This window comes from Hyphomicrobium sp. B1 (assembly GCF_049532635.1).
Classification (GTDB): domain Bacteria; phylum Pseudomonadota; class Alphaproteobacteria; order Rhizobiales; family Hyphomicrobiaceae; genus Hyphomicrobium_B.
This window is the reverse complement of sequence record NZ_CP134871.1, coordinates 2,494,302-2,510,885: the sequence shown is the minus strand read 5'-3', so window position 1 is coordinate 2,510,885 and position 16,584 is coordinate 2,494,302. Positions and strand designations below refer to the sequence as shown.

13 protein-coding genes are annotated in these 16,584 nt (G+C 59.8%); all 13 read right to left on the bottom strand.

What is annotated here, in order from left to right:
- Positions 1-31 precede the first annotated feature (31 nt).
- Entirely contained in the window at positions 32-1,093 is a 1,062-nt protein-coding gene (gene lpxD / locus RLW55_RS12025) for a UDP-3-O-(3-hydroxymyristoyl)glucosamine N-acyltransferase (RefSeq protein WP_423414312.1), read from the bottom strand.
- A 190-nt stretch (positions 1,094-1,283) separates the two neighbouring features.
- On the bottom strand, positions 1,284-3,695 hold the full coding sequence (bamA, locus tag RLW55_RS12020) for an outer membrane protein assembly factor BamA (RefSeq protein WP_423414311.1): 2,412 nt from the start codon (positions 3,693-3,695) through the stop codon (positions 1,284-1,286).
- A 296-nt stretch (positions 3,696-3,991) separates the two neighbouring features.
- On the bottom strand, positions 3,992-5,134 hold the full coding sequence (gene rseP / locus RLW55_RS12015; protein ID WP_409560575.1) for an RIP metalloprotease RseP: 1,143 nt from the start codon (positions 5,132-5,134) through the stop codon (positions 3,992-3,994).
- Positions 5,135-5,197: 63 nt separating this feature from the next.
- The gene (locus tag RLW55_RS12010; RefSeq protein ID WP_423416412.1) at positions 5,198-6,436 is read right to left on the bottom strand and encodes a 1-deoxy-D-xylulose-5-phosphate reductoisomerase; all 1,239 of its coding nucleotides are present in this window, start codon (positions 6,434-6,436) and stop codon (positions 5,198-5,200) included.
- A 2-nt stretch (positions 6,437-6,438) separates the two neighbouring features.
- Entirely contained in the window at positions 6,439-7,311 is an 873-nt protein-coding gene (locus tag RLW55_RS12005) for a phosphatidate cytidylyltransferase (RefSeq protein WP_423414310.1), read from the bottom strand.
- Between the two features lie 9 nt (positions 7,312-7,320).
- Positions 7,321-8,079 carry an isoprenyl transferase gene (locus tag RLW55_RS12000; RefSeq protein WP_013948484.1) on the bottom strand — a complete coding sequence of 253 codons (759 nt, stop codon included), beginning with the start codon at positions 8,077-8,079 and terminating at the stop codon, positions 7,321-7,323.
- Between the two features lie 73 nt (positions 8,080-8,152).
- On the bottom strand, positions 8,153-8,716 hold the full coding sequence (gene frr, locus RLW55_RS11995; protein WP_409560578.1) for a ribosome recycling factor: 564 nt from the start codon (positions 8,714-8,716) through the stop codon (positions 8,153-8,155).
- A gap of 79 nt (positions 8,717-8,795) precedes the next feature.
- Entirely contained in the window at positions 8,796-9,527 is a 732-nt protein-coding gene (pyrH, locus tag RLW55_RS11990) for a UMP kinase (RefSeq protein WP_409560579.1), read from the bottom strand.
- A 142-nt stretch (positions 9,528-9,669) separates the two neighbouring features.
- Positions 9,670-10,623 carry a translation elongation factor Ts gene (tsf, locus tag RLW55_RS11985; RefSeq protein ID WP_409560580.1) on the bottom strand — a complete coding sequence of 318 codons (954 nt, stop codon included), beginning with the start codon at positions 10,621-10,623 and terminating at the stop codon, positions 9,670-9,672.
- A gap of 107 nt (positions 10,624-10,730) precedes the next feature.
- The gene (locus tag RLW55_RS11980; RefSeq protein ID WP_013948488.1) at positions 10,731-11,720 is read right to left on the bottom strand and encodes a 30S ribosomal protein S2; all 990 of its coding nucleotides are present in this window, start codon (positions 11,718-11,720) and stop codon (positions 10,731-10,733) included.
- Positions 11,721-12,084: 364 nt separating this feature from the next.
- Positions 12,085-12,456: a hypothetical protein gene (locus RLW55_RS11975; protein WP_409560582.1), complete on the bottom strand. Its 372-nt coding sequence runs from the start codon at positions 12,454-12,456 to the stop codon at positions 12,085-12,087.
- Between the two features lie 106 nt (positions 12,457-12,562).
- Positions 12,563-12,808 (bottom strand): hypothetical protein, encoded by a 246-nt coding sequence (locus RLW55_RS11970; RefSeq protein ID WP_013948492.1) that lies wholly within the window; start codon positions 12,806-12,808, stop codon positions 12,563-12,565.
- Positions 12,809-12,949: 141 nt separating this feature from the next.
- Complete coding sequence (gene dnaE, locus RLW55_RS11965; protein ID WP_423414309.1) at positions 12,950-16,495, bottom strand: DNA polymerase III subunit alpha; 3,546 nt, start codon at positions 16,493-16,495, stop codon at positions 12,950-12,952.
- Between the last annotated feature and the right edge of the window lie 89 nt (positions 16,496-16,584).

Genomic DNA, 16,584 nt, shown 5'->3' with positions numbered 1-16,584 from the left:
CTGCACGGGCGCACCCGCCGACTTCGAATTGTCAGCTTGCGTCCGAGCCTGACGATCCGTCGTCATGACTTCCCTTGTCGCGCGCGACAAGCCGTTTGATCATGGCCTGCTCACGCGCGGATTCGCGCAACGGCTTTGCCGGTGTGCCGAAGTATCGGCCGCCCGCCGCGAGATCGTGCGTGGGATGCGATGCCCCGCCGACCTGCGCGCCACTACCGATCTTGATGTGGCCGACAGTCCCGGATTGACCGCCCATGACGACAAAATCGCCGAGCTCGGTCGAGCCCGAGATGCCGCACATCGCAACGATGATGCAGTTGCGGCCGATCAGGACGTTGTGCCCGATCTGGCAGAGATTATCAATTTTCGTGCCCTCGCCGATCATCGTATCCTTAAGGGCGCCACGGTCTATGGTTGTATTTGCCCCTATCTCAACATCATCCTGGATGATGACGCGACCGATCTGCGGAACTTTCAGATGTCCACCGCGGCCCATGGCGAAGCCGAAGCCGTCCTGGCCGATCCGGACGCCGGAATGAATTATGACGCGATCGCCCACAAGAGCGTGGGTGACGGTCGCTAGCGGGCCGATAAAGCAGTCCCGTCCGATCGTTACCCGGGCGCCGACGACCGCGCCTGCGGCGATGCGCGTGCCGCTGCCGATCTGCACGCCGGGTCCGATGATGACGCCCGGCTCGATGATGACACCCGCCTCGATCTTGGCGGTCGGGTCGATAGGCGGCGCGCCTACTGCAGCCACCATGGGTTGCATAGCGCTTGGATAAAACAGCGCCAAAGCCAAAGCAAAGCCGTGATAGGGCTGCGGCGTGACTAGAGCCGTCGTTCCGGCCGGCACGCGATCGGCGAGTGCCGGACTAACCAGACAAGCGCCGGCGTTCGTCGTAGCCAGCTGCGGCAGATATTTCTTATTGTCGATAAACGACACGTGCGTGGCCGCCGCTTCGACGAGCGGCCGTACGTCGTCGATGGGGGCATCTGGATTTGCCCCATCAGCCAATTTTGCGCCTGCCGCCTTTGCGACTTCAGACAGCGTATATGGCCCGGTGCGTTCGAAAAAACCGGGATGCTCCATGGCGCCGCCTCCGGCACGTCGTTGTTTCAGATGATTGGTGTGGGGACGTTGAATGAACGACCTGAGAGATAATGGCAAGCCCCTGAGCGGAATTGCCCATAGCTGTATTGCCTGATCAACAAAAAGAACGGCGCCTGTTGGGGCGCCGCTCTCGAATTTATCACAATTTCAAACCGTTCACGTCCGGACCTTAGAACCTGGACGAAGCACCGAAGCGGAAGAACTGCGTCTGGTCGTAGCTTTCCTTGGTGAGGACCTTGGCAAAGTCCATGCGAAGCGGTCCGACCGGCGAGTTCCACATGATACTGCCACCGACCGACGAACGAATGGCGCTGCTATCCTGCAAGCAGGACTGACCGTTCTTCGCTACGCAGCCATCAAGCGCGTCGTGGGCGCCGCCCGTCGCATCCCAGAGAGAGCCCGCGTCGGCGAAGACCGCACCGCTGAGGCCGATGTCCTCAGGAACGAACGGCAGCGGGAAGCGGATTTCTGCAGTTGCCGCCCAGTATTTCTGACCACCGAGCGCGTCTTTGTTCGACGAATTGATGTCTCGCGGACCGAAGCCAGAGATATCGAAACCACGAACCGTCTCGCCGCCTTTGAAGAAGGAGTCGAGCAGGCGGACATCTTCGCCGCCCCAGCCCTGGATCACGCCGCCAACTGCGCGGCCAACGAAGGTGATCTTGTCGGTGATCGGGTAATAGTAGCGACCTTCCGCATTGACACGCCAGTATTGTGCGTCACCGCCGAGACCCGCGAAGTCGTTGGCCAGCTCGATGTAGTAGCCGTTGGTCGGGTTACGCGCATTGTTACGCCGATCGTAGCTGATGGTCGTGCCGATGAGCGACGTCCAGTAACCCTTATCGGTACAACGGAACAGGCCGTTCTGGTCGGTGCCGCCGTTGAAGTTCGCACCGCAGGCTTCCTTAATGGCAGGCGATGCCCAAGACGTAACGTCGAAGATCTCATCGCGAGACAATGCGTAGGTCGTCTGCATCCAGAGATGCTCGGCAAGCGGAAAGCCCAGACGAACGTCACCGCCGATTTTGCGCTGTTGGAAACCTGACTGATCAGTGTAGTCGAGCTGTTTGAAGAACAGGTCGAAGCCCGCGGCCAAGTTACGATCAAGGAAGCGCGGCTCGGTGAACGAGAAGTCCACCTGCGCACGCTCGAACGAGCCTGCAAGTTTCAAGCGGACGTACTGTCCATTACCGAACAGGTTGCGCTCGGAGATCGAGACGTCGCCGATGACGCCTTCACTCGTCGAGTAGCCCGCACCGAACGAAAGCTCGCCGGTCGACTGTTCTTGCACCTCGACGTCAAGGATGACGCGGTCGGGTGCGGAACCGGGACGGCGCTTGATGTCGACGCTCTTGAAGAGGCCGAGTGCCTGCAAGCGCTTCTTGGCGCGATCAACCATCAACGCGTTGAACGCGTCGCCTTCTGCAAGGCGGAATTCGCGACGGATCACGAAGTCTTTCGTGCGCGTATTGCCGATGACGTTGATGCGCTCGATGTAGATGCGCGGGCCTTCGTCAACGACGTAGGTAATCGCAATCGTGTGCGATGCTGCATCAGGGATCGGCCGCGGACGAACGCGCGCGAAGGCATAGCCTTGGTCCGCGATGTCGAGCGTCAGCTTTTCGGACGTCTTGTCGATTTGCGAGGCGTCATAGACCTGCCCCGTCTGCGTCAGGAGATCGCCCGTCAGCGTGCTGGTATCGATGCCCGGAAGCGAGCTTTCGATGTTGATGGCCCCGAACGTGTAGGGCTGACCTTCCTCGATTGCGAAGGTGATGATGAAACCCGTGCCGTCCGGATCGATTTCGGCGTTGGCGGCCGTAACGGACGCGTCGGGATAGCCGTTCTTGAGGTAATACTGACGGATCAGCTCGCGGTCGAGGTTCATGCGGTCAGGATCGTAGATCGACGTTCCCTTGAGGAAGTCGAACCAGCCGACCTGCGTCGTCGAGATGACGTCGCGCAACTGGCTGTCGGAGAACGCGTGGTTGCCGACGAAATTGATGCCTTTGACCTTCGTAGCCGCACCTTCGTTGATCTCGAAGACGAGGTTTACGCGATCCTGTTCAAGCTGAATGATCTTCGGTTCGACGGTCGCGGCGAAAAGGCCCTGACGGCGATAAACGTCAAGAATGCGCTGCACATCGGCCTGAGCCTTGGCGCGCGTGAAGACAGAGCGGGGTTTCAACTGAACTTCGCCGACAAGCGTGGCCGTATCGACCTCGCTGTTACCCTCAAAGGCGACCTGGTTGATGACCGGGTTTTCCTTCACGGTCACGACAATCGTCGCGCCCTTGTAGTCGATCGAAACGTCAGCGAAGAGGCCGGTTGCGAAGAGAGCCTTGATCGAGGCGTCGACCTTCGAGGCGTTGTAGGGATCGCCAGCGTTGAACTGCAAGTAGGAGCGGACGGTCTCCGGCTCTACCCGCCGGTTACCGATAACTTCGATATTCTTGATCACGCTTTGAGCGAACGCAGCACCCGACGTCCAGGTTGCATCCACCATCGCGACCATCGGCGAGAGGACAAGAAGCGCCAGTAAGAGGCGCAATCCCGCCAAGATGATCTTGAATTTCTGCATACGCGGAATTGCCCCCGTGTGCCGCCGACCCCCAAATTCACATGCGCGCTGTCGGCGGCAGCGTCACACTCATGCGTCTTCTTTTCTCGTCGTCTTTTTGTCGTTCTTGTCGGCTCGTTTCTTATTGGTCTTGTTCGTGGTGACGTCCCAGATCTGCGACAGCCTCTCCCGTCTGACTTCTCTTCGGCCCCCCGAGTCGAAATCATAACATGCTGCGCAGGATACCGCTTTTAACGATTCAGAAAGCCCTCGAAAAGTTGTAAGTTTACGTCACTCCCCAATGATTCTTCTCGGCATCAGCCCGCCCCCGTCAATCGACGCCAAACGTTCATAATGTCGTTGAAATTCACGAAAACCATCAACATCATGAGCAGCGCCAGCCCGACCTGGAAGCCCATCTGCTGCAGGCGTTCGCTGGCAGGCTTCCGACGCACCGCCTCGAACGCGTAGAACATAAGGTGACCGCCGTCGAGAACGGGGATCGGCAGCAGGTTCAGGAAGCCGATATTGGCCGAGATGAAGGCGATCCACCGCAGCATCGGCTCGATTCCGAGTTCGGCGACTTTTGCGGTGACCTCGGCCATCATAATCGGGCCGCCCATCTGCTCCGCCGACTGCCGGCGGGTTATGATATCTCTGAGCCCTGCCAGCGTCGCGGTAATGTTGCCATAGGTTTCGCTGACGCCGAGCATTACGGCTTCCGGCAACCCGACGTGAACTGTCCGCACCTTGTCCGGCGCAATGGCGCGCTGGATGCCGATCAAGCCACGGCGGAACGTCCGACCCATCGCATCGCGCTGCTCATCGACGTTTGGCGTCGCCTTGAGTTCGACGGTCTTACCGTCGCGATCGACCGTGAAGGTCAACTGCTCGCCGGCGCTTGAGCCGACAATTCGCTGCAAATCATCGAAACGATCAATCTTCGTGCCATTGATCGCGACGATCATGTCGCCCTGCTTGAAACCGCCGCGCTCGGCGGGGGAATTCGGCACGACCGCGTCCACCAGCGGCGGCAGAATATGCAGGCCAACCGTGGCGTTAAGGCCGGAATATAGAACGATGGCGAGGATAAAGTTGGCGATCGGACCGGCCGCGACGACCGCAGCGCGCGCACCTACCGACTTCGAATGGAATGCGCCCGCACGTTCGGAGGGCTTCAGCTGCTTTTCGCCGCCGAACGACGAAGGATTTTCGTCGTCGATGAATTTGACGTAGCCGCCAAGCGGGATCCAGGCGAAGCGCCAGCGCGTCCCGTACTTATCATAAAAGCCAAAGATTTCAGGGCCGAAGCCAATCGAAAAGGCCTTGACCGTCACGCCGCACCAGCGCGCAACCAGAAAATGCCCCAGCTCGTGGATGAAGACTACGAGGGTCAACACCAGCAGGAACATCACGCCGTATTGCCAGATCCAACCTGCGAGCGACGCCAAAAAATCCATAGGTCCGCGATCCCGATGCTGATTCGGATTACCGTTAGCCGCCGAGATTAGGCGCTAGGCGCCTCAATAGCCACTAAGTTTCTCGTTAGATAAGGCTCGGGCCATGTCATCGACCGCCAGTATATCGTCGAGGCTTTGGGCCGGGCAAATGGCCCCCTGACGCTCCGCCGCAGCAAGCGTTTCTTCGACGAGCGCGGCAATGTCGAACATTTTGATGCGGCGATCGAGAAATGCCTTTACGGCCACCTCGTTAGCGGCATTCAACACTGCCGGAGCCGTATCGCCGCGGCGCATCGCCGCCCGGGCGACGCGCAGAGCCGGAAACCGATCTTCGTCAGGGGCTTCGAACGTCAAGGTCGCGAGGCGGGCGAGATCGAGCTTTTCCGTCGGCGCCGCCATTCGGTCGGGCCAGGACAGAGCGACGGCGATCGGCGTGCGCATGTCGGGGGACGCCATCTGTGCGAGCACAGAGCCGTCGACGTAGCTGACGAGGCAATGGATGATTGATTGCGGGTGGACGATGCAATCGAGTTTATCCACACCCACAGGAAAGAGGTGGAAAGCTTCGATCAGTTCCAGGCCCTTGTTCATCAAGGTAGCACTGTCGATGGTGATCTTGGCGCCCATCGACCAGTTCGGATGTTTGAGCGCCTGCTCCGGCGTAGCGGCAGCGATGGCGTCGCGGGTCCAGGACCGGAAGGGGCCGCCGGACGCCGTCAGCACGATCTTATCAATCGAGGCTGGGTCTGCACCGGCCATGACCTGAAAGGCGGCGGAGTGCTCGCTGTCGACCGGCAGGAGTTCGGCGCCAGCCCGAGAGATTGCCGACGTGAAGACGTGGCCGGCCGAGACCAGACATTCCTTGTTTGCGAGTGCCACGCGGGCGCCTTGCGAGGCTGCCGCAAACGTCGGCTTGAGCCCCGCGGCGCCGACGATGGCCGCCAATGTGCAATCAACGGGTTCAAGCGCGGCTTCGACAAGCGCGTCCGGCCCTGCGGCCGTGCGGATGCTCGTTCCAGCCAGCGCCTCACGCAGTTCGCCAAGACGCGTTTCATCGCCGATGACGGCAACCCGGGCATTGTGACGGCGCGCCAGGGCCGCGAGTTCCTTGGCGTTCGATTGCGCCGTCAGCGCAACGATTTCGAATTTTTCGGGAGTCCGCGAGACGAGATCGAGTGTGCTCGTCCCGATCGACCCCGTCGCTCCAAGCACGCTGAGCCGCATCGGCCGTGCTGCATCGCCTCGCGGCGCTGCCGTGGCGCGATCGGGCAACCGGTTCGGAACGCTTGCGGTCACTGCCATCATTATGATCCGTATAAAAGCGCTCGCGCCGGCGCGAACGCATCAATTGAAAAGCCGATGAGCGCGGCCGCAACGCTGGCTGTCACAAGCCCATCCATACGGTCCATGAAACCGCCATGGCCGGGAATCAAGCCTCCAGAATCTTTCAGGCCGAAATGGCGCTTTAGTGCCGATTCAGCCAAATCGCCCCATTGCGACACCAAACCGACCGCCAATCCGAGGCTTGCGAGCCAAATCGCGCCGCCCGTACCGGACACGACCGAGAACAACGCGCCCACCGCAGCCGCTGCCGAGATGCCCCCGATCAAACCGGACCAGGTCTTGTTCGGTGAGACCTGGGGCCAGAGTTTCGGCCCTCCGATGATGCGTCCGGCGGCAAAGGCTGCGACGTCGGTTACGGCCACAGCGAGAACAACGAACAACGTGGCGAGAAAGCCCAGAGGCTCGTCGCTTCGCAGCCATCCGAGCGCGACGACCGGCAGCGCGGTGTAAAGCACGCCCGCTCCTGACAGCCGCGCCCGATCGGAACCAGCCGCCAATGCTGCAACGGCGACGGCGCCGACGACGGCTGAGACGATGGCCATTCCGGCCATGTCTCGGGCCGTCAGCATGGCGGCAGCCAATACCGCCAGCACATGGACGATCAACCCGCTATCCGGCATCGGCCCCCTGACAATCCGGCCCCACTCCCAGCTCATCGCCGCAGCGACCAGAAAGGTTAGCAGCGCGAAAGCGCCTGGGCTCCAATACAGCATGGTGAAGGCAATGGCGCCAATGGCGACACCAGAGACGATCCGCAGGCGCAATTCAGCGGGGATAAAGTCGAACAAGCCGCCAAGAAAACGCTGCTGGCCGTCCCGATTTTCTGATGGCATTGCCAATCCTCAGGCCATCGAGCGCTTGGTCAAGCCGCCGAAACGGCGCTCGCGGGAGCGAAATTCCGCAATGGCGTTTTCAAATGCCGTCTTGTCGAAATCCGGCCAGTAGCAGTCGAGAAAGACGAACTCTGAGTAGGCGGTCTGCCACAATAGAAAGTTCGAAAGACGCATTTCGCCGGACGTGCGGATCAGCAGATCGGGGTCCGGAATGCCCGAAGTATCGAGCGCATTCGCCATGCGTTCGACGGTGATGTCGGCCGGATCCAACAGGCCCGCTGCGACCTGTTCGGCGAGCTTGCGCGCGGCGCCTGCGATCTCCGAGCGCGAGCCGTAGTTGAAAGCGATAACGAGCGTCAGCTTGTCGTTATTGCGGGTCAATTCGACGGCTTCGTCGATCAGGGTCATCAGTTCGCTGTCGACGTGCAAACGCTGACCGATGACCCGAATGCAAACGCCCGACTTATGCAGATCGGCAAGATCGCGCCGGATGAAGCGTTTCATCAGCCCCATCAGATCGTCGATTTCGTCGATCGGACGTTTCCAGTTCTCAGAGGAGAAGCTGAAGATCGTGAGATATGTGATTTGCAGCTCGATTGCGGCGCGCACGGCACGGCGGACGGCTTCGACGCCCTGACGATGACCGAGCGTTCTCGGCAATCCCCTCTCGCGCGCCCAGCGACCGTTGCCATCCATGATAATGGCAACGTGCTTCGGCGGCGTTACAGGGCCGGTCCGCTCGTCTGTCGGCTTCGCTGGTGGCGCCAATGTCAAACGGCCTCTGGGATTGAGATCTCACATATCTTCAGACAACTTCAAGCCAGCAAAACGACCGTGGCCATCAGACTTTTTGAATTTCGGCCTCTTTAGTAGCGAGCGTCGAGTCGACCTCCTTGATGAGGCGATCGGTGAGTTCTTGGACCTTATCCGAGTTTCCCCGTTGTTCGTCCTGGCTCATTTTGCCGTCCTTCTCAAGTTTCTTGAGAAGATCCATGGCTTCGCGCCGAACATTGCGAACCGAAACTTTCGTCTGCTCGGCATACTTGTGGGCGAGCTTGACGAGTTCCTGACGGCGATCGGTTGTCAGCGCGGGAATCGGAAGACGGAGGATCTGGCCATCGGTGATGGGATTGAGGCCGAGGTTGGCTTCACGAATTGCCTTATCAACGGCAATGACGTTGCTGCGATCCCAAACCTGCACCGTAATCATGCGGGGCTCGGGAACCGAAACGGTTGCAACCTGATTGAGCGGCATCCGCGAGCCATAAACCATCACCTGTACGGGATCGAGGAGATTGGCGTGTGCACGCCCAGTGCGAAGGCCAGTAAACTCGCGCTTCAGAGCGTCGATCGAAGCGCGCATGCGCTTTTCAATTTCTTTGATGTCGTGAACAGTCTGAGACATTTCCTATTCCTTCCCGGCGCGCAAAACCGGACAGCAGCGCCCCGCTCGAAACGCGGCGCAGATCGGCATCGAGCGGCCTTCAGCCGGTTCCTTCAATGAGGGTCTGGCGAGCCTCGCCGCGCAGCGCCTTCAAGAGATTTCCCGGTTCTTCGATGGAAACCACAATTAGCGGAAGTCCGTTATCCCGGGCAAGGGCAATGGCCGCTCCGTCCATCACTTTGAGATCATTCGCTAAAACTTCGGAATAACTGAGCCGGTCATAACGTACTGCATCTTTGTGTTTTTTGGGATCGGCAGAGTAAACGCCGTCCACCTGGGTGGCCTTGATGACGGCGTCGCAGTTCATCTCGATGCCCCGCAGAACGGCTGCCGTATCGGTCGTGAAGAACGGATTTCCGGTACCTGCCGCAAAAATGACGACCTGCTGGCGCGCGAGATAGGCCAGCGCCTTGGGGCGCACGTAGCTTTCACAGACCGTTTGCATGGGGATTGCCGAGAGCACGCGGGCGGGGACGCCGAGACGATCAAGAGAATTTTGGAACGCCAATGCGTTCATGACTGTCGCGAGCATGCCCATGTAGTCGGCAGTCGCGCGGTCCATGCCTTTCGCTGCGCCGGAAAGGCCGCGGAAAATATTGCCGCCGCCGATGACGACCGCAATTTCGGCGCCTGCCGCAACAGCATCCGCAATGTCTTTCGACAACCGCTCGGCAACGCTCATGTCGATGCCGTAGGGCTGCTTACCCATCAGAGCTTCGCCGGAAAGCTTCAGCAGCAGCCGCTTGTATTTAAGACCCCGCGCGTCCGCCATTCCGTTGCCTCCCGATCAGCACCAAAGCCATCATAATACGAAAAACCGGCCGATCACGGGCGATCGGCCGGTTGATACCTAACCTGCTCGGGCGATTCCGGCCAGCGGGCGTCCGTTGACCTTGAGCTCGACCTTGCCGATCTCAGCGACCGCCGCTTGCCAGCTTGCGGACTTCCTCGCCGAAATCTTCTTCCTTCTTGTCGATGCCTTCGCCGAGCGCGTAGCGGATGAAGCCTGCGACCTTGATCGGCGCACCGCAGGCCTTCTCGGCTTCTTTAACGGCCTGCGCGACCGTCGCCTTGCCGTCGCCAATCAGGAACGCCTGGTTCATGAGCACAACCGTACCGATGAATTCCTTGCGCAGCCGGCCCTCGCTGGCTTTGGCCAGAATGTCATCCGACTTACCGGCGTTGCGCGGCTCAGCCTTCGCCTGCTCGACGTAGACCGCCCTTTCGCGGTCAATCGCCTCTTGGGAAAGGTCACTCTCGTTGACAACGAGCGTGGTCGGCGAAGCTGCCACATGCATCGCGATCTTGCGGGCGAAATCGAAGAGCGTCGGCTCATCGCCCGCGCTTTCCAGTGCAACGAGCACGCCAATCTTGCCGAGGCCGTCTGCGACGCGATTGTGGACGTAGTCAGCGACGACGCCTTCCTTCACCGCAACGGCCGCCGTGCGGCGCAGCGTCATGTTTTCGCCGATCGTTGCGACAGCTTCCTGAAGCTGGACTTCGACGGTGTTTTTGGTGCCCGGATAATTTGCATCGAGGAGCGCCTTGAGGTCGCCCTTCGCTGCAGGAGCGAGGCCTGCGATATCACGGACGAGGGTCTGGAACTGCTCGTTGCGGGCAACGAAGTCGGTTTCCGAGTTGACCTCGACGACGGCGCCTTCACGGCCCTTGGCGACGATGCCGATGAGACCATCGGCGGCGATGCGGCCCGACTTCTTCGCAGCCTTCGAAAGGCCCTTCTTACGCAGCCAATCAACGGCGGCTTCGATGTCGCCGTTCGTTTCGGTCAGCGCGGTCTTGCAGTCCATCATACCGGCGCCGGTCATGTCGCGCAGCTTTTTCACGTCTGCGGCGGTGATCGTTGTCATTCCTGTCACCTATGAGGTTCGAGGCGCCCCGGCGGGCGCCTCATCAAAGTTCATTCACGTTCGCGCTTCAAAAGCACGTCAGTTTTGTGTCGAATTGCCAACGCGCTTTAGACGCTGGCGGCTTCGACGAGCTTCTTGGCCTGGGCAACCCAGTTTTCGCTGGCAATCTGGCCTTTGAGCTTCAGCTGGCGATCGAGCGCCTCGGCGTAATCGTTGTCGAGATCGGCGATCTGCCAGAAGTGGTAGACGCCCGCATCGTTGAGGCGCTGCTCGATCTTCGGCGTGATACCGGTGATGCGCTTGAGATCGTCGGCCTCGCCGCGCGGCGCTTCGATGCCCTTGAAGGTGACCTTCGGCAGTTCCTCGGCCGGTGGTGTCTCGGAGGCACCAACGTCAACACCAGCAGAACCCTGCGAACGCTCCAGACCATCGAGCGCAGCGCGAGCCATGAGATCGCAATAGAGCGTGATGGCGCGGCCGGCGTCGTCATTGCCCGGAACCGGGTAGTCGATGCCGTCGGGATCGCAGTTCGTATCGACGATCGCAACGATCGGGATGTTGAGCTTGCGGGCTTCCTGGATGGCGATCGATTCCTTGTTGGTATCGATCACAACGAGAAGATCAGGCGTGCCGCCCATGTCCTTGATGCCGCCGAGCGACTGGTTGAGCTTGTCGCGCTCACGCGTCAGGTTCAGGATTTCCTTCTTCGTGCGGCCCTGCGGGTCGGCGAGGATGTCATCCAGCTGACGCAGGCGGCGGATCGACTGCGAAACCGTCTTCCAGTTGGTCAGCGTGCCGCCGAGCCAACGATGGTTGATGAAGTACTGGGCGCTGCGCTTGGCAGCATCAGCGATGCCGTCTGACGCCTGACGCTTCGTCGCGACGAAGAGAACGCGACCGCCGCCGGCGACCGTGTCGGAAACCTTCAGCAACGCCTGGTGCAGCAACGGCACCGTCTGCGTCAGATCAAGGATATGGATTTTGTTGCGCGACCCATAGATGAACGGCGCCATCTTGGGGTTCCAGCGGTGAGCTTGGTGGCCGAAGTGAACGCCAGCTTCCAATAGCTGACGCATGTTGAAGGCAGGAAGTGCCATCGAAACGTTTCCTTTTCCGGTTAGACCTCCGCGAGACTTGAGAAGAGATTTGCAAGCCTTTTTACAGACTTAGCATTTCTCCACCGGAGCACGATGCGGGGCTTTTCATCCGCATGGCGCAAATGTCTCGCGTGTGAGATGGCGGCTGTATACGGGGGATCGGCTTTTTGTGCAAGCCTAGGCTGCGGCTAAACTTGTATCAGCCACCTCCGGCGCCTCGCCTGCCAGGCCGCGAATGCAACGCGCGCCACGGCCGCCGTCTTGATGAGCGGATCGTGGCGCGCCGAATTATGGATTAAGGGGATATGCGGCTACTGCTCTCGCCCCTCCCCGCGTTCGAGGCGAGACGCGTCGCGTCGTCAGTTTACTTGCTGCACTTGGAATCGAGCGTCGAGACGGCGTCGTCCATCGCCTTGGCTTCCGGCGAGTCGTCCTTGGCGTCCTGGCCGTCATCCCAGGCGTTCTCGAAATCCTCGCCCAGCGTTTTGAAATATCCGTCGATTTCGTCGCTGGCGGCTTCCGCCTTTTTCTCGTCGTCGCCGACCTCGTCCATTTTCTTGGTCATGGCGCAATAGGCTTTCACCTTCGCGGGATCGGAGGCGACGGCTTCGATATTCTTCTTAATGTCGGCTGCGCTCAATTTCGGCGGCTCTTTCTCGTCGTCGGCGGCGCGAGCGACGGTAGCAGCAGGAGCAAGCAGCAAAGCAGCAATCAAAGCGGCGTGGAATTTTGACATCTCTTGCCTCGTTTTTGGCTAGCTCGGGGTGCGGAGCTATGCGCTGAAACTGTGTCAGAAGAAGGCAGCGTCACGGCGCTGCCTTCGACTAAAAACGCAACTTCACTTAGCGCCAATAGCGCCAGTAGCACTTGCGGTGGCCGTGATGCCAACGGCAAACCCACTTGCGGTGCTTGTAGTGCCGATGCTTGTAGTAGCGCTTCTTGTAATAGACGTGCTCGACGGCGGTTTTATCCGCATGCACGCCAATCCCGTTGAGGTTCGCGCCGGCGACACCTGCGTTTGCAGCGCCGCCAAAAGCGCCGAGGGTGACGGCAGCGGCAACAGCTGCTGCGATCAAGCTCTTTTTCATTAGAGGCTCCTATCTTCTTCAAAGAAAGACGCGGTCTCTCACGTCTTGAACCTCTAACGCTTAGCGCAGCGAAAAGCCGTCGGTGATGACGAAAAATATTCCGCGAATTGAGTGTAACTTTTGAGCCAGCAACCAGCGGTATTAGATTTCGATTATTTCCGCCACAATTGGCAGCGCTTCAATGCGAATTGCTTCGCGCGGGGAAACGTCGTACCGCCCCGCGAGGATAAATTCCATTTCGCGATTGCGATCTTCGAGCGGCAATACAATGCGAATTTCGCCGCCGCGCGCACTCGGGCGTAAATATTTGCTAACGTCCGAAACCGGCGCAGCATTAGCCACGACAGACTTTCGATCGAGAACAAGTTTGAGATTGCGGGGAACTGCCGACGCAGCCTTGTCGAGTTCCTCAATAGATTGCACGCGCATTTTCATCGTCTCGCCATCGCGCTCGGCTTCGACTGAAACGATCACCGGCGTGCCCGGCTCCAGAAGCTCGCGACTGGCTGCAAGCGTATCGGAAAATATGACCGCTTCGAATTGGCCGGTCGCGTCGGAGAATGTTGCAAAAGCGAATTTGTTGCCTTTCTGCGAGCGGCGCTCGCGAGCGGCGATGACGATGCCAGCGAGGCGTCCGGCCGTCGCGCCACGCTGCACGAGCATTTCGAATTCACTGAATTTCTTTATGCCAAGCTTCTTCAGCACGCGATCATACTGATCGAGCGGATGGCCGGAGAGATAAAAGCCGACGGCTTGGAACTCTTCCGATAGCTTCTCCATCGCGGTCCACGACTGCGTCGCGCGCAGAACGAGATCTGCGGGCTTCCCGGCGGTGCCGAAAAGATCGGTCGTGCCCTGAGCTTCGTCGGCGGTGCGGCGCTGCGCGGATGCAAGAATGGTATCGGCATTGGCAGTGACGAGCGCGCGATTGGAATTCAGCGAGTCGAACGCGCCGCCCTTGGCGAGCGTCTCGAGCGCACGCTTATTCAGAGCCTTGGCGTCGACGCGTGACGCAAAATCGGCGAGCGATTCATAAAGGCCGCCGGAGTTTCTCTCATTGACGATCGTCTCGACGGCGCTCGCCCCGATATTCTTCAATGCGGCAAGCGAATAACGGATAGAACCAAGCTTGGAATCTCCCGATGGCGGCTCAACGCCGAAATCCACACCGGAATTGTTCACGCACGGCGGCAGCATACGGATGCCGGATTTGCGCGCTTCGGACGCAAACATCGCTAGCTTATCCGTGTTGCCCATATCGAGCGTCATGGACGCGGCGAAGAATTCCTCGCGGAAGTTCGCCTTCAAATACGCCGTGTGATAGCTGACGAGCGCATACGCGGCTGCATGCGATTTGTTGAAGCCGTAGCCAGCGAACTTATCGACGAGTTCGAAGATGTAGATCGCTTCTTCCTTTTTCACGCCCTTGCTGACAGCGCCTTCGACGAAGCGCGCTTGCTGCTTCGCCATTTCGGCCTTGTCTTTCTTACCCATCGCACGGCGAAGCATGTCGGCCTGGCCAAGCGTGTATCCGCCCATCACCTGCGCGATCTGAATGACCTGCTCCTGGTAGATGATGACGCCGTAGGTCTCTTTTAGAATACCTTCGAGCATCGGATGCAGGTAGTCGACCGGCTCCTCGCCGTGCTTGCGGTTGATGTAGGTCGGGATGTTATCCATCGGGCCGGGGCGATAGAGCGCCACCATGGCGATGATGTCCTCGAAGCGGTCAGGCTTCAGCCGCTTCAAGCTTTCGCGCATGCCCGTACTTTCAAGCTGGAACACGCCGGCCGTGTCGGCCTTGGCCAGCATTTCATAAGCGGGCTTGTCGTCGAGCGGCAAACTCGGCAAGTCGACGGTTATGCCGCGCACGCGCTTGATGAGCTGCACGGCTTTTTCGAGCACGGTGAGCGTCTTGAGACCCAGGAAGTCGAACTTCACGAGGCCCGCTGCCTCGACCATCTTCCAGTTGTATTGTGTGATCGGGAAGTTCGATTTCGGATCGCGGTAGAGCGGCACCAACTCTTCGAGCGGACGGTCGCCAATCACCATACCGGCGGCGTGCGTCGAGGCGTGGCGATAAAGGCCTTCGAGCTTTTCGGCGATTTCGAGCAAGCGGGCGACGATTGGTTCGCTATCGCGCTCTTCCTGCAATTTGGGTTCGCCGTCGATGGCTTCGCGGAGCGTGACCGGATTGGCAGGATTGTTCGGCACGAGCTTGCAGAGCCGATCGACCTGGCCATACGGCATCTGCAGCACGCGGCCGACATCGCGCAGCACGGCGCGCGCTTGCAGCTTTCCGTGCGTGATGATCTGCGCGACGCGGTCGTCGCCGTATTTCTTCTGCACGTAGTCGATGACGCGGTCGCGCTTTTCCTGGCAGAAGTCGACGTCGAAGTCCGGCATCGAAATACGCTCAGGATTGAGGAAGCGCTCGAACAGCAGGCCGAAGCGCAACGGATCGAGATCGGTAATCGTCAGCGCATAAGCGACGAGAGAACCGGCGCCCGAACCGCGGCCCGGTCCGACCGGCACGCCGTTGGCTTTCGACCATTTGATGAAGTCGGCCACGATGAGGAAGTAGCCGGGAAACTTCATCTGCGTGATGACGTCGACCTCGTAAGCGAGGCGCTTTTCGTAGTCTTCGACCGTGAAGCCTGGCGATGGCCCGTGTGCCTCGAGGCGGCGCTTCAGGCCTTCGACCGCCTGACGCTTCATCTCCGCGGCTTCTAAGCGGAAATTTTCGATTTCGCTGAGGCTATCATCACCGGCAACAAAGCGTGGAAGGATCGGCTTCTTGCCTTCGGGGCGGAATGCGCAGCGGATCGCAATTTCTATCGTGCTCGCCAGCGCCTCGGGAAGATCGGCGAAGAGAGACGCCATCTCGTCTTCGGTCTTGAGGTAATGCTCGGGGCTGGCTCGGCGTCGATCGTCTTCGACAACATAACGGCCATCGGCGATGCATAGCAGCGCGTCGTGCGCTTCGTAATCGGCACGCGAGGCGAAATAGCATTCGTTCGTCGCAACGATCGGCAAGCGCCGCGCATAGGCAAGTTCGAGCAACTGCGGCTCGACTTCGGCTTCTTCTGCAAGACCGTGCCGCTGAATTTCGACGTAGAGGCGATCGCCGAATATCTTCTCAAGCGTCGCGAGCCTCTCGGCGGCGTGATCGGGCTGAGCGTTGCGCAAAGCGGTGTCGATCGGGCCTTGCGGGCCACCCGTCAGCACGATCAATCCGGCCGACAATTCCTCGAGCCGCGCGATCTTCACATGCGCGGGCTCGTCCGACGCCGCCTCGAAATTCAGCGCCTTCGACAGCTTCATAAGGTTCGCAAAGCCGTCGGCGTTCATGGCCAGCAGCGCGAGCTTGCCCGCGGGCTTCACGCGCGGCTCGTTGCTCATGGCTCGCAATGCCATCGGGCCATTGTCGCGGTTATCGCCGAAATCAATATCGAGCGTCGTGCCGACGATGGGCTGCACACCTGCGCCCCAGATTTTCTCGGAGAACTCAAGCGCGCCGAAAAGATTATTCGTATCGGTGAGGCCGATCGCGGGAAGGTTCATCGCCGTCGCGAGCTTGGCGAGCTTGGTAATCGGCAACGCGCCTTCGAGCAGCGAATAAGCCGAATGAACCTTCAGGTGAATGAATTTTGGCGCGTGCGGAGCGGTGCGAATCGGAGCGTTCATAAGCCTATTTTGCGCGCTTCAAACGCGGCTGTCTCGACGCAAAAATACCGGGCAAAAACAACCCGTTTGGCTCGCGTCGAAGGCCATTT